16 protein-coding genes are annotated in these 13,372 nt (G+C 66.0%); 8 read left to right on the top strand and 8 right to left on the bottom strand.

Annotated features, from left to right (window positions below; genetic code table 11):
- On the bottom strand, window positions 1–733 hold a 733-nt coding region (locus AC1Q64_RS04790; protein WP_492250638.1), incomplete at its 3' end, for a c-type cytochrome.
- 170 nt (window positions 734–903) lie between these two features.
- Here AC1Q64_RS04790 and AC1Q64_RS04785 point away from each other — a divergent pair.
- The 4 genes from AC1Q64_RS04785 to AC1Q64_RS04770 all read left to right on the top strand — a co-directional run bounded on the left by AC1Q64_RS04785 (window position 904) and on the right by AC1Q64_RS04770 (window position 4,101).
- On the top strand, window positions 904–2,391 hold the full coding sequence (locus AC1Q64_RS04785) for an aminotransferase-like domain-containing protein (protein WP_492250637.1): 1,488 nt from the start codon (window positions 904–906) through the stop codon (window positions 2,389–2,391).
- A gap of 284 nt (window positions 2,392–2,675) precedes the next feature.
- Window positions 2,676–3,032, top strand: coding sequence for a hypothetical protein (locus AC1Q64_RS04780; protein WP_291434853.1), 357 nt, complete (start codon window positions 2,676–2,678; stop codon window positions 3,030–3,032).
- Between the two features lie 134 nt (window positions 3,033–3,166).
- Window positions 3,167–3,328 (top strand): hypothetical protein, encoded by a 162-nt coding sequence (locus AC1Q64_RS04775; protein WP_366827738.1) that lies wholly within the window; start codon window positions 3,167–3,169, stop codon window positions 3,326–3,328.
- 203 nt (window positions 3,329–3,531) lie between these two features.
- Window positions 3,532–4,101 carry an ATP-binding protein gene (locus tag AC1Q64_RS04770; protein ID WP_492250636.1) on the top strand — a complete coding sequence of 190 codons (570 nt, stop codon included), beginning with the start codon at window positions 3,532–3,534 and terminating at the stop codon, window positions 4,099–4,101.
- A gap of 64 nt (window positions 4,102–4,165) precedes the next feature.
- On the opposite strand, the gene AC1Q64_RS04765 is transcribed toward AC1Q64_RS04770, so the two are convergent.
- Genes AC1Q64_RS04765 through AC1Q64_RS04755 form a run of 3 tightly spaced genes read right to left on the bottom strand, consistent with a single transcriptional unit; the run spans window position 4,166 to window position 6,014 of the window.
- Window positions 4,166–4,822 carry a DsbA family protein gene (locus AC1Q64_RS04765; RefSeq protein ID WP_492250635.1) on the bottom strand — a complete coding sequence of 219 codons (657 nt, stop codon included), beginning with the start codon at window positions 4,820–4,822 and terminating at the stop codon, window positions 4,166–4,168.
- A 3-nt stretch (window positions 4,823–4,825) separates the two neighbouring features.
- The gene (locus AC1Q64_RS04760; protein WP_492250634.1) at window positions 4,826–5,098 is read right to left on the bottom strand and encodes a hypothetical protein; all 273 of its coding nucleotides are present in this window, start codon (window positions 5,096–5,098) and stop codon (window positions 4,826–4,828) included.
- A gap of 49 nt (window positions 5,099–5,147) precedes the next feature.
- Window positions 5,148–6,014: an MBL fold metallo-hydrolase gene (locus tag AC1Q64_RS04755; RefSeq protein WP_492250633.1), complete on the bottom strand. Its 867-nt coding sequence runs from the start codon at window positions 6,012–6,014 to the stop codon at window positions 5,148–5,150.
- 125 nt (window positions 6,015–6,139) lie between these two features.
- Here AC1Q64_RS04755 and AC1Q64_RS04750 point away from each other — a divergent pair, with 125 nt between their 5' ends.
- From AC1Q64_RS04750 to AC1Q64_RS04740, 3 genes are all read left to right on the top strand, one after another.
- Entirely contained in the window at window positions 6,140–7,033 is an 894-nt protein-coding gene (locus AC1Q64_RS04750; RefSeq protein ID WP_492250632.1) for a LysR family transcriptional regulator, read from the top strand.
- A gap of 139 nt (window positions 7,034–7,172) precedes the next feature.
- On the top strand, window positions 7,173–7,379 hold the full coding sequence (locus AC1Q64_RS04745) for a LysR substrate-binding domain-containing protein (protein WP_492250687.1): 207 nt from the start codon (window positions 7,173–7,175) through the stop codon (window positions 7,377–7,379).
- A 76-nt stretch (window positions 7,380–7,455) separates the two neighbouring features.
- On the top strand, window positions 7,456–7,806 hold the full coding sequence (locus tag AC1Q64_RS04740; RefSeq protein ID WP_291434864.1) for a FlxA-like family protein: 351 nt from the start codon (window positions 7,456–7,458) through the stop codon (window positions 7,804–7,806).
- A gap of 63 nt (window positions 7,807–7,869) precedes the next feature.
- Here AC1Q64_RS04740 and AC1Q64_RS04735 read toward each other — a convergent pair whose 3' ends face one another.
- Entirely contained in the window at window positions 7,870–8,493 is a 624-nt protein-coding gene (locus tag AC1Q64_RS04735) for a hypothetical protein (protein ID WP_492250631.1), read from the bottom strand.
- 328 nt (window positions 8,494–8,821) lie between these two features.
- Between AC1Q64_RS04735 and AC1Q64_RS04730 the strand changes: the two genes are divergently transcribed.
- Window positions 8,822–9,421: a lipocalin family protein gene (locus AC1Q64_RS04730; RefSeq protein ID WP_492250630.1), complete on the top strand. Its 600-nt coding sequence runs from the start codon at window positions 8,822–8,824 to the stop codon at window positions 9,419–9,421.
- Window positions 9,422–9,551: 130 nt separating this feature from the next.
- Here the strand turns inward: AC1Q64_RS04730 and AC1Q64_RS04725 are convergent, their stop codons facing one another.
- From AC1Q64_RS04725 to AC1Q64_RS04715, 3 genes are read right to left on the bottom strand one after another with little or no spacing between them, the layout of a single operon-like run.
- Complete coding sequence (locus AC1Q64_RS04725; RefSeq protein WP_492250629.1) at window positions 9,552–11,261, bottom strand: ABC transporter ATP-binding protein; 1,710 nt, start codon at window positions 11,259–11,261, stop codon at window positions 9,552–9,554.
- A complete protein-coding gene (locus AC1Q64_RS04720) occupies window positions 11,258–12,304 on the bottom strand; it encodes an ABC transporter permease (RefSeq protein ID WP_492250628.1) in 1,047 nt (348 codons plus the stop codon). The genes AC1Q64_RS04725 and AC1Q64_RS04720 overlap by 4 nt, the downstream gene beginning before the upstream one ends.
- A gap of 22 nt (window positions 12,305–12,326) precedes the next feature.
- Entirely contained in the window at window positions 12,327–13,358 is a 1,032-nt protein-coding gene (locus AC1Q64_RS04715) for a microcin C ABC transporter permease YejB (protein ID WP_492250627.1), read from the bottom strand.
- Window positions 13,359–13,372: the final 14 nt, after the last annotated feature.

The raw sequence follows: 13,372 nt of genomic DNA, 5'->3' as shown, positions 1-13,372 counted from the left end.
CTGTTTGGCCGCCCGCGGCCGGGGGTGGGGCGCCCACCCAAGCCGAGACAGCGCTCACGTCATCGGGTGTGAGCTGGCGGGCAATATCGGCCATGCAGTCGGGCACATGCGCGCGACGCTGGCCGGTCTTCCAGGCGCCCAGCTGGCTGTTGAGGTAGTCGCGCGGCAGGCCCAGCAGGCCGGGGATGGAAGGTGCCACCCCCGTCATGGCCGCACCGTGGCAGGCCACACAGGCGGGAATGCGGCGCGCCGCGTCGCCCTGCTGCACCAGTTGGCGGCCCTGCTCCAGCGCGGCGGCGGGCGCTTGTGGTGCAGGCGGCGGTGGGTACGGCAAGTCGAGCGCGGCAAAGTGCTCGGCCATCTCGCGCAGGTAATCGTCCGTCAGGTGCTCGATGAGGTAGCCCATCTGCGGGTAGCTGCGCCGCCCGTCCCGAAAGTTGAGCAACTGGTTGGCCAGATAGCCTGGCGGCTTGCCCGCAATGCGCGGAAAGTAGCCGTCGGGCGTGGCCCGGCCCTCTTTGCCGTGGCACACGGTGCAAGCAAGCACGCGTGAAGACATGGACGACGCGGGCACCGTGGCCGCAGCAGATGCGGTGGCAACCGGGGTTGCAGGGGTGGTGCTGGCAGGCACCGTCTGGGCCACAGCGCCAGCGCTCAATGCCAGCGCCAACAGGGCAGTGGCCGCAGGCAGGCTGAGAACGGGGCGCAGCAAGTTGCGCAAGCAATCGGTCATGGGGATCTTTTTGTCCGGGAAAGAAACGGTTGGGTGGCCCACAGCGGCCAAACACGCAAGGCGTGCGCCCACACAGTCCGCCACTCTACGCCCGCCCTCAAAAACAGTACAGATTCAGTTTCGAGTTAAAAATACAGATCAGTTTGCCCTGCATCAACCTTGCCCTGCCCATGAAGCGCTACGAACGCCACGCCGACGCCATTGCCCAGCTCATCCACAGCGGCGCCTTGCGCCCTGGCGACCGCGTGCCCTCGGTGCGCGAGGCCAGCCGCACACGGGGCATCAGCCCGTCCACCGTGTTCGAGGCGTATTACCTGCTGGAGGCCCAGGGTCTGATCCATGCGCGCCCGCGCTCGGGCTACTACGTCAGCGCCCGGCTGCCGGGTACGGCCGAGGTTCGACCAGCGGAGCCCCAGCCCTCGCAGCCCGCCGCCACCTCCACCGGCGTGGCCATCAGCGAGCTGGTGTTCGAGGTGCTGGGCCTGGCGCGCGACCGCGACCTGGTGCCGCTGGGCTCGGCCTTTCCGGGGCTGGAGCTGTTTCCGCTAGATCGCCTGGCGCGCTGCCTGGGCAGCGGCATGCGCAAGCTCGACCCGTGGACCATCGTGCAAAGCCTGCCGCCCGGCGACGAACGCCTGCGCCAGCAGATCGCCCTGCGTTACGGCGTGCACGGCATGGCAGTGGATGTGGAAGAAATCATCATCACCAACGGCGCCATGGAGGCGCTCAACCTCTGCCTGGAGGCCGTCACCCAGCCGGGCGACGTGGTGGTGGTCGAATCGCCCACCTTCTACGCCGCGCTGCAGGCCCTGGAGCGGTTGAACCTGCAGGCGCTGGAAATCGCCACCCACCCGCGCGATGGCATCGACCTGGCGGCGTTGGCGCAAGCACTAGAGCGGCAAACACCCCGCCAACCCATCAAGGCCTGCTGGCTCATGCCCAGTTTTCAGAACCCGCTGGGCAGCCTGATGCCCGAGGACAAGAAGCGCGAGCTGGTCGCCCTGCTGGCGCGCCACGGTGTGCCGCTGATCGAAGACGACGTGTATGGCGAGCTGCACTTTGGCCCCCAGCGCCCGCCCCCAGCCAAGGCGTTTGATACCGAAGGGCTGGTGATGCACTGCAGCTCGTTCAGCAAAAGCCTGGCGCCCGGCTACCGCGTGGGCTGGGTGGCGGCGGGCCGATTTGCCACGGCGGTGCAGCGGCTCAAGCTCATGACCACGCTCTCGGCCGCCACGCCATCGCAGCAGGCGCTGTCCGAATACCTGGCCCAGGGCGGCTATGACCGGCACCTGCGCCAGCTGCGCCGCAGCCTGGCCGAGCAGCAGGCGATGGCCCTGGCAGCCGTGGCCCAGCACTTCCCACCCGGCACCCGCGTATCGCGGCCTGAGGGTGGGTACTTCTTGTGGGTGGAGCTACCGCCTGAAGTGAACGCACTGGAGTTGCACCGCCTGGCGCTGCAGCAGGGCATCAGCCTCGCGCCCGGGCAGATCTTCTCGGCCGACCAGCGGTTTGCGCACTGCGTGCGCATCAACTACGGGCATCCGGCGCAGGGGCGGCTGGAACCAGCGCTGCGCACCGTGGGCCAACTGGCCAAGAGCTTGGCGACCGCCGCGACGGAAAGCCCGGCACTGCCAAAGAACTATCAAAACAATAGCTAAACAGACATACCGGTCTGGCGCATAGACCGATTTTCATCAAAACCCCGGCACCAAAAACCGGCGCACAGCCCCTGGCAAAACCCCACCGCTTTGCGCCACCCGCCAAGCACTGCGCCAGCCTTGCATCAGGCTGACACCCCACGCACCGCGTTGGAAAAGCCCAACCTCGGGTTCTCCCGCAGCAGGAGCAACGCTTGCGGCGGCATACTGGCGCCCGCCCGTTCCCCGGGCAGTGCTCCACGGCGGACCACCCGCCCAGCCCTCCAACCCCAACGCCCAGCACCATGGCCGCACCCCAGCATGTTCCGTTTGTGATGGTGGAAGACGAAGACGACTGGGTTGTCTCGTTCGCGCTGGGCCCCCGAGGGGCCGACCGCCTCACCCTCGTGCGCACCCCCCACCTCGAATTCATGCTGCGGCCCGAGCAACGCGGCGTCTCGGTAGGTGCCGAGGCTGGCCAGCGCCCCGCACTGCTGGTGGCGGTGCAGTGGGGCCACAAATGTGTGGACGTGGTGTCCACCGCCAAGCGCTACAGCCTGGACATCAGCAAGGTGGACAACGCCACACGCAACGCGGCGCTGCGCGTGCTGGGCAAGATGAACTTTGACCAGCGGTTTCAGCTGGCCGACGGCTACCCCTGACCGACTGTCGGCCGGCACGCCCGCGCCCTGCATCCGCTGCGCCGCGAGATGAAGCATGGGCTGGCCGGGGTCCACACCATCGAACCGCCAGCCCGCTGGCCGAGCCACTGTGCTGCTTGATAGACGATGGCCCCATGGGCCCCTATGTCCGCACCGACGCGAACAAGATCACCACCGTGCCCGGCGTGTATGCCGCTGGCGACCCGACGCAGATGCGGCACAACGCCACGCTGGCATCTGCAGAAGGAGTGCTGGCGGGCGTGGGGGCGCACCAGGCGCTGGTGTTTGGTACCTGAAAAGCGTGAAAGGCAAAGGACGGGCGACAGATTGACGCAGCCCGTACCCGCCGCCTACACTGCCCAGGCGCATCTGGCCTTGGAGTCAGAGCGAACCGCAAAGCCCTCCACCGCCGTTGAGGGCTTTTCTTTTTTTTGTCCGCTGCATTGAAAGCTCTCCCTGCTTGCAGAGAGGGCTTTTTGCATTTCTGGAGTCCTTTTTGATGCACACCACTTCCGCCCACACGGCCGCCGCAGCAGTTGCCCCCGCCCCCCGCGTCCACCTGGTCATTGGGCCAGTGGGTGCGGGTAAGTCCACCTTTGTACGCCAGCTGGTGCAGCAGCACCGCACCGTTCCGCTGAACCTGGACGACTGGATGGCCACGCTGTTTTCGCTCGACCGGCCCGACCAGCCCAACGCCGATGTGATGGCCTGGTACGTGCCCCGCACGCTGCGCTGCCTGGCGCAGATCTGGAAAACGGCCGAGGCCGTGCTGAACGCAGGTGGCGATGTGGTGCTGGAGGTGGGCCTGATCCAGCAGCAACAGCGCGTTGCCTTCTACGCTCGCATGGGGGCATGGGCCGATGCCACGGTGGTGTATGTGCTGGACGCGCCGCGCGAGGTGCGGCGCGAGCGTGTGTTGCGGCGCAATGCCGAGCAAGGGGAGACGTTTTCGATGGTGGTGCCGCCGCACATCTTTGAGCTGGCCAGTGACTTGTGGCAGCCGCCTGGCGATGTGGAGTGCGCGGACCACACCGTGGTGTGGGTGCCCGTGGCAGACCACAGGGCTTGAAGACATGGCGCAGGCCTTGCTGCAAATTGCAGTGTGGGCAACAGCGCAGCCCGAGCCGCGCCGCTCAGGCCTGCGCCACCTGCTGCAGCAGCGCGTCGAAGTTGCCGTGCAGGGCCTGGCTGCCCAGCACGCGGCGGCGGCCGGTGGCGGCGTCGCCCACCGCCAGTTGCGGAACGCCCTGCGCACCCAGGTCTTGCATGTCGGCGCGGGCGGCGGCCACGCGCTGCAGCATGGCAGCGCGCAGGGCATCGGTGGGCTCGCGCACCAGGGTTGCAGCGTCGTGCAGGCCCAGGGTGCCCAGCACATCGGCCAGCACCGTGGTCACCGTGGTGTCGAGCCCGTCCACATACCGTGCGTGCTGAAAGGCGTGCAGTGCCTCCAGCTCGCGCGCGGGCTCGGTCTGCGCCACTGCGGTGAGGGCCAGCGTGGCGGGGCCCGAGTCAAAACGCCCGGTCGGCTGGCCCAGCACCTGGTCGCGGTAGGCCGGACTGAACGGCTGGCCGGTGAGCTGCGCGATGCGCTGATCGTTCGACCAGGCGTAGGCCGCAAATTGCGCGTCCATGGGCCGTGCGCCTGCACCCGCAAACAGGCCGGTGGGCGCCAGCGCTACCTGTACGCCGGGCGTGGCTTGCAGGCGGGCCAGCACCGGGGCGGCGGCATAGCACCAGCCGCACAGGGGGTCGAACAGGTAGGTGACCGTGGTGGGTTGCATGGAGGGCATGGGTCAGGGTCTTTCTTCAGAGTCTGAGGATGTGGCGGCTGCCAGCGCAGCTTTAAAGGCGGCAATCTCCTGGGCCAGCGTGCCCCGGCTGCGGAAGTGGCGGGCAGCGCGGTCGTACCAGTTTTCGGCGTCTTCCAGGTCGCCCTCCTGCAGGTGCAGGATGCCGTGCAGCCACGCTGCGAGCATGGAGCCGTCGTGCTGCACCAGATCGTGCGCCGCGTTCCAGCGCCCGGCGTGCAGGTGCTGCAGGACTTGTTGGAGCGGGTGCGTGGTCACGATCTGGTTCCTTTCAACAACTTGCTTTGACAGCTTTCAGCACGTCATCTCACCACTTCATCTCGCCCTTGTTGACCTTGGCGCCGATGTCCAGCGACAGGCCCATGGGCGCTGCGGGGTAGGCCTTTTTCATCGCGTCGATGAGTTCGGCGCTGGTTTGGGTGGCGGCGGCGTTCTTCTCAAACGCTTGCAGGTAGCCCTTGGTGTAGCTGATGTTGGCAGCGTCCAGCGCGCCACCGGCGGGCATGTGGCCGGGCACCACCACCGTGGGCTGCAACGCGGCCATTTCGTCGAGCTGGGCCACCCAGGCGCTGCGCTCGGCCACGGTTTGCGTGTCGGCCGTCCACACATGGGTGTTGGTGCCAAACACGCCGATGGTGCCGACCACGGCCTTGATGGACGGGATCCACGCATACGGGCGGTGCGCCAGCAGGCCGGTGGTGCCACGGATCTCGACCGCCTGGCCGTCCACGCTCAGCGTGTTGCCTGCGATGGCCTTGGGCAGCACGGGCGTGCGCGGTGCATTGGCGCCCATCTTGGGGCCCCAGAACGAGAGCTTGGTGGCGAGCTTGGCGTTGATCTTCTCCAGCACGGCGGGGGTGGTCACCACGTCGGCCTTGGGGAAGATTTCTTTCAGCGTTTCCACGCCAAAGTAATAGTCGGGGTCGGCCTGACTCACGTAGATGGTTTTCAGCTCTTTGCCCGTGTCGAGCACGTTGGCGGCAATGCGCAGCGCGTCGGCACGGGTAAAGCCTGCGTCGATGACCATGGCCTCCTTCTCGCCGCAGACCAGCGTGGAGTTGACGTTGAAGCTGTTGCCGTCGGCGTTGTAGACCTTGACCTGCAGGGGTTGGGCGGCCTGGGCGCCGGTGAAGGCAACGGCGAGGGTGGCGGCGATGAGGGTGGTGCGGAACATGGTGGTTTCTCCAGGGTTTTGAGAGGTTGGATAGATGACGGAATGAAGTTTATTTGCGCCAATCGATCCAATAAACCCGATAATTCGCGCATATTTGTTTCACCAATCGATCAAATAACCCACCTATGGACCGCCTGACCGCCATGCATGTGTTTGCCGAAGTCGCCACCAGCGGCAGCTTCAGCGCCACGGCCGACAAGCTGGACATGTCACGCGCCATGGTCACGCGCTATGTGGGCGAGATGGAGCAGTGGCTGCAGGCCCGCCTGCTGCAGCGCACCACCCGCAGCGTGACGTTGACCGACGCGGGCGAACACGCGCTGCGCCGCTGCCAGCAGATGCTGGCGCTGTCGCAAGACCTGGAAGAAGAAACCGCCACCACCACCGAGGGCGCGCTGCGCGGGCAGCTGCGGCTGACCTGCAGCGTGTCGTTTGCGTTTGCGCAGATGGGTGCGGCGATTGCCGACTTTCTGGCGCAACACCCGCAACTCAAAATCGACCTGGACGCGAGCGAGGGATCGCTGAACCTGGTCGAAAAGCGCATCGACCTGGCCATCCGCATCAGCGCCGAGCCCGACCCGCTGCTCATCGGCCGGCCCCTGGCCCGCTGCGATTCGGCCCTGGTGGCCTCCCCCGCCTACCTGGCCGCGCACGGCGTGCCGCAGCAACCTGCCGACCTGGCGCAGCACCGGTGCCTGAGCTATGCCAACTTTGGCAAAAGCGTATGGCAGCTGACGCAGGGCGATGTGGTGGAGCGTGTGGGCGTGAGCGGCCATTTCAGCGCCAACGAGGCCACCACGCTGATGCGCGCCGCGCTGGCGGGCGGTGGCATTGCGATGCAGCCGACCTATCTGGTCAACCCGTATCTGCACAGCGGCGAGTTGCAGGCCGTGCTGCCGGGCTGGGACTTGCCGGCAATGACGATCTACGCGCTGTACCCGTCACGCAGGCACTTGTCACCTGCAGTGCGAGCGCTGCTGGATTTTTTGGTGGAACGGTTTGCAGGGGTGCCGTGGTGAGGGTGGCTGGACAGCCAGAAATCGCTACGCTTTTGATAGCTACTCAGGCATATTCCTCTAGCGCATCCGGCCACTTTGGTTAGAAAAGACCCTCACCTTTGCAGGAGAGGGTGCAATGCCCGGCGCCACCACCTGAGCGCTGGAGGGCCACGGCGTGCTGATGCGATCCGAATGGGACGTGGCGGTCCACCTTTCCGCAGGCCGCTTGCTGCGCGTGCTACCAACATGGTCGCTGCCGGCGGCCGACGTGACGCTGGTCTACCCCACACGCAGCGATCTGTCGGCCAAGATGCGCGCGCTGACGGACTTCCTGCGGGAGTGGTTCTCAGCACTGCCGCGTGCATGAAGGCCAGCAGGCCGGAAGACATCGCGCGGACTGGAGCCACGGCTTGAGATTTCTGCGGATGTGCCGATAACCCGACATGCAGATCTCAAGTGCAACCCCATCGACGGGCACAGCGTCCAGCGCCAGTGCAGCCAGCAACATCAACAAGCTGCAAAAACGGATGCGCGAACTGACAGACGAACTGCGCAACGTTGCGGGACAGGACATGGAGGCCAAGGCCAAGCAGGAGAAGGTCAAACTGCTGCAGGCCCAGATCCAGATGGTGCAGCAACAGATAGCCGCCATCCAGCGCCAGATGCAGCAAGAGCAGATGGACCGGGCCCAGGCACAGCAACAGGCCAAGGCCAGCCAGCAGCCACGATCCACCCCGGTGAACAAGCCGCAGAGCCTGCCTGGGTTGGGAGAGTCGGTCGATACCTTTGCTTAGTGCTGTGGCACTGCGCGAGGACATGCCACGGAGCATGCAGCCTCACGCAGTTCTGGATAGCGACTAGGGCCTGTTCACCAAGGTCAGCGTGGCAAACGGCAGGTGGTGCATCAGCTCGCGCAACACCAGCAGCGTGCCCGCAAAGACAGGATCCTCCGGCAGGCCTTCGTGTGCTGCGGGGCGCCCCTCGGCCACAGCGGCCAGGCGGTTGAAGAGACGCTCCATGGCCTCCAGCGTCAGCACGCGCTGGGCCCCCGGCGGCACGCCCGCCAAGGTGGCCAGGTCATGCAACGCCGCATCTGCAGACCATGGGGTCCACACCTGCCCGCCCGGCAGCAAGCCTTGCAGTTGCTGGTGGGCCACATGGACTTCATCCTCCACCACCGCGATGGCGTTTTCCAGTTCCAGAGGAGTGGGCACGGCATGGCGGAAAAACTGGCGTGCAATGCGCTCGCCACCCAGCGGCAGACTCAGCCGCACAGAAGGCATGGGGGTATCTGCCCCAGCAGCCCAGAGCACCTGGCGAGGCCCCAGGTGCAAGCCACAGCTCCACGCACCCGGCGGGCCGTTGCGCCGCGCCTGCTGGTAGCTGCGTGTGGCCGGGTCGCTGGCAGCAAGACTGTGTTGCTGCGCCTGTGCCAAGGCTGCTGGGAGTGAAGAAAAGGATGGAGAACTGGGCTGGCTCACGGGACCTCCTTGATGACAGAGCAGCCAAACGCGGGATGGTGGAGAGGCCCCACTGCCGTTGCCCTGCAGCACTCTAACCCCGCACGGGGCAGGCTGCATGCACACATGGGTGACAACGCACAGGACATGCGGCACGCGGGCTGCTCAACGCCCACGCTACGGCAACAACGACCGGCCAGGGACACCAGACCCGCCACACCGCCGACACCGGGCGCCAGCGCCTTCCTACACCGGGCGCATTCCACGGTCCCTACAGTCGGTTGCGAGGAGAAGGGCACAGCCAGCGCGCTGGCCCCAACACCAGAACCCACACACAGGAGAACCCGCCATGCAAGCCATCCGCACCGCGCCCCGCCGCTCCCCCTGGCCGCTCATCGTGGGCGCGGCTGCGTTGATGGGCGTGCTGGTGCTGTCGGCGTGCTCGACGCCACGCACACCGGATGGCGTGCAACCCGTCACGGGCTTTGAGGTGGACCGGTATGCAGGGCACTGGCACGAGCTGGCGCGCATTGAAAACTCGTTTGAGCGGGGACTGACCCAGGCCAGTGCCACGTATAGCCGCAATGCGGACAACACCATCAAGGTGGTCAACCGAGGGTACGACCCGGTGCGCAAGCAGTGGAGAGAGGCCGAAGGCCGGGCGGAGTTTGTGGGCAGCCCCGACCGCGCAGCCCTCAAGGTGTCGTTCTTCGGCCCGTTCTATGGCGGCTACAACGTGGTGGCGCTGGACGAGAACTACCAGTGGGCCATGGTGGTGGGATCCAGCACCGACTACCTGTGGGTACTGTCACGCACCCCCACCCTGCCCTGGCATGTGCGCGAACACCTGATGGAGCGCGCGAAGGCCCTGGGGGTGGATGTGAGCAAGATCGTCTGGGCGCAGCCTGGCGCAGAGCAACATGCGCGCCGGGTGGCGGTCAGGACCTGATGACAGCGCGGCGGGGCCTGAAGGCTTGCGGCGCCCAGTCAACAGCTCGGCGCCGACGGCACCAGATAATCAAAATTGATAGCAACCGGTGCATGTTGCACTATCGCCTGCGGCAGATTTGGCCTGAAACTCACCCACCAGGCACTGTGGCGGCAGCTACCAGACGCTGGGTGTACGGGTGCTGGGGGGCATCCAGGACATCGGCCACGCTGCCACTTTCTAGCACCGCGCCGTCCTTCATCACCACCACATCGTGGGCCATGGCGCGGATCACGTCTACGTCGTGGGTGATGAGCAGGTAGCTCAGGCCCTTTTCTTTTTGCAGGCGCTGCAGCAGGCCCAGCACCTGCTGCTGGATGGTCACATCGAGGGCGCTGGTGGGTTCGTCCAGCACCAGCACCTGCGGCTGCACGATGAGGGCACGCGCAATGGCCAGGCGCTGGCGCTGGCCGCCCGAAAATTCATGGGGGTAGCGCTCAAGAAGGCGCGGGTACTGGGTCTCGGCCAGGCCCACCTCGTCCAGCGCGGCCTCGACGCGCACGCGGCGCTGGGCCACGGTCAGTGTGGGCTCGTGCACCTTCAGGCCCTCGCCCACGATCTCTTCGACAGTAAGGCGCGGTGACAGCGATGAGAACGGGTCTTGAAACACCACCTGCACCCGGCGGCGCAGCTGCTGGTTGGCGGGTGTGTTGCGCGTGGCGGGCTGTTGCCACGCCTGCCCTCCCACCTGCAACTCCCCCGCGTATGGCAGCAGTCCCAGGATAGCCTGCGCCAGCGTGGACTTGCCCGAGCCGGATTCGCCCACCACCCCCAGCGTCTGCCCCGGCAGCAGTTGCAGCGTGGCGCCCTGCACGGCCACAAACTCGCCTTTCTTGAACCAGCCCTGGATGCCCGGCAGTGGCGTGGGGTAGACCACGCGCAGGTCCTGCGTCAGCACCACCGGCGCAGTGCCTGCAGGCGGGTCTGCCTCCACCACATCGCGGCGCGGCTGGCTGGCGATCAAACGGCGGGTGTAGGCATGCTGGGGCGCGCCGAACACGTCGGCCACCGGGCCTTGCTCTACCAGCACACCCTGCTCCATCACAGCCACGCGATCGGCAAAGCGGCGCACCAGGTTAAGGTCGTGCGTAATCAGCAGCACTGCCATGCCGGTCTGGCGTTGCAGGTCGCTCAGCAGGTCCAGGATCTGGCCGCGCAAGGTCACGTCGAGCGCAGTGGTGGGCTCGTCCGCCAGCAAGAGCTTGGGGCTGCTGGCCAGGGCCATGGCGATCATGGCGCGCTGGCGCTGGCCGCCCGAGAGCTGGTGTGGAAAGCTGTTGGCGCGGCGCGCGGGCTCGGGGATACCGGTCTGCGCCAGCAGCTCGATGGCGGCTTGCGCGCACTGGGCGCCGGTGAGTCCCTTCTTGAGCAGGAGGATTTCGGCGATCTGCTGGCCTATCGTCATCAGCGGGTTGAGCGCGGTCATGGGCTCCTGGAACACCATGGCGATGTCGCCACCACGCACACCACGCATCTCGCGCTCGGTCATCGCCAGCAGGTCGCCCCGCCCTTGCAGCAGGGCCTGGCCGGTGATGGCGGCATTGCCCGCCAACCGCAGCAGGCTCAACGCCGTGATGGTCTTGCCCGAGCCGGACTCGCCCACCAGTGCCAGTTTTTCGCCCGCAGCCAACGTGAAGTTGACGCCGCGCACCACCTCTTTGGAGCCGAAGCGCACATGCAGGTCGTGGACGCTCAACAGCGACGGACCTGCAGCCGAGCCGCCGCCGGGCCGCCCCAAGGCAGCGAGAGCCCCCTCGGGGGGCAGCGAGGACACGCCAGTGCCGAGCGTGGAGGACGTCATTGGTCTGCCTTTCGCGGGTCGAGGGCATCGCGCAGCGCGTCCCCCATGAAGGTCAGCAACAACAAAGTGACCACCAGCACGCCGAAAGTGGACAACGATATCCACCACGCATCAATGCTGTTCTTGCCCTGGCTGAGCAATTCGCCCAGCGAGGGCGTGCCGGGCGGCACACCCAGGCCCAGAAAATCCAGCGATGTGAGCGCCAGGATGGCCCCGCTCATGCGGAAGGGCAAGAACGTGACCACGGGCGTCAGGCTGTTGGGCAGGATGTGGCGCCAGATGATCTGGGCATTGCTCACCCCCAGGGCGCGCGCCGCCTTCACATAGTCAAGCTGGCGGTTGCGCAGGAACTCGGCCCGCACATAGTCCGACAGCCCCATCCAGCCAAACAGGCTCAGCAAAATGAGCAGCAGGGCAATGCTGGGCGCAAACACCGCGCTGAAGATGATGAGCAGATACAGCTCGGGCATGGAGCCCCAGATTTCGATGAAGCGCTGGAACGCCAGGTCAGTCTTGCCGCCGAAGAACCCCTGAATGGCACCGGTGAGCATACCCAGCAGCACGCCCGTGATGGTGAGCGCCAGACCAAACAGCACGCTCACACGGAATCCGTACAGCAGCTGCGCTAGCAGGTCGCGCCCCCGGTCGTCCGTGCCCAGCCAGTTGTCGGCCGTAGGCGCCGAGGGGTTGGGCGACTTGGCAAAGTAATTGAGCGTGTTGGGGCCGTAGGGGTTCAAGGTGTACAGCGCCCAGTTGCTGCCTGCGGAGAGGCGCTCCTTGATGAAGGGGTCCAGGTAGTCGGTCGGTGTCTCGAAGTCTCCGCCGAAGGTCTTTTCGGGGTAGTCCTTGAGCATAGGGAAGTAGGTTTGCCCCTCGTAGCGCACGATAAGAGGCTTGTCGTTGCTGACCAGCTCGGCGCACAGGCTCACCAGCACCAGGGCGCAGAAGATCAGCAGGCTCCAGTACCCCAGGCGATTGCGCTTGAAGCGCAGCCACGCGCGGCGGGAGGGCGAGAGCGAAGGCGATGCGGGAGCAGAACTCATCAGGGCCATGGGTTCGTTCGGGCTAGTCAAACTTCACGCGCGGGTCCACCCACACATAACAAAGGTCGCTGATGAGCTTGGTGACCAGCCCGATGAGCGTGAACAAATACAGTGTGCCCAGCACCACGGGGTAGTCGCGGCGGATCACGCTCTCGTAGCTGAGCAGACCCAGGCCGTCGAGCGAGAACAGGGTTTCGATGAGCAGCGAGCCCGCAAAGAACGCACCGATGAAGGCAGCGGGGAACCCGGTGATGATGGGGATGAGCGCATTGCGGAACACATGCTTCCACAGCACCTGCCGCTCGCTCAGGCCCTTGGCGCGGGCGGTCAGCACGTACTGCTTGCGGATCTCTTCGAGGAACGCGTTCTTGGTCAGCATGGCCGTCACGGCAAAGCTGCCCAGCACCATGGCGATCACCGGCAGCGTGATGTGCCACAGATAGTCCACGATGCGCGCCCCCCAGGACAGCTCGTCCCAGTTGGCCGACGTGAGCCCCCGCAGCGGAAACCACTGCAGCTGCCCTCCAAAGATGACCAGCAACGCCACACCCAGCACAAAGCCCGGAATGGCGTAGCCCAGCAGGATGAGCAGCGTAGTCACCAGGTCAAACCGCGACCCGGCCCGCACCGCCTTGGCCACGCCCAGGGGCACGGCGACGAGGTAGCTGATGAAGAAGGTCCACAGGCCGAGGCTGATAGAGACCGGGAGCTTCTCGACCACCAGTTGCCACACGTCCTTGTTCTGAAAGAAGCTCTTGCCCAGATCAAAGCGCGCGAACTGGCCCAGCATCTGAAAAAAACGTTCATGTGCAGGCTTGTCAAAGCCGTACAGGGCCTTGATCTGCTCCAGCCGCTTGGGGTCCACGCCCTGCGCGCCCCGGTAGCTCAGGCCGCCGCCTTCGGCACCGCCGCCGCCCACACTGGCCTTGGCTTCGGCCATGTACTGCTCCACGGGGCCGCCTGGCACAAACTGGATCACCACAAAGGTCAGCAAGAGCACGCCCAGCAGCGTGGGCAGCATGAGCAAGACACGTTTGAGGATGTAGGCAAACATGGGTGGGCTGGCGG

The organism is Acidovorax sp. GW835-FHT14G06 (assembly GCF_058793595.1).
This window is presented reverse-complemented; position numbering and strand designations above follow the sequence as displayed.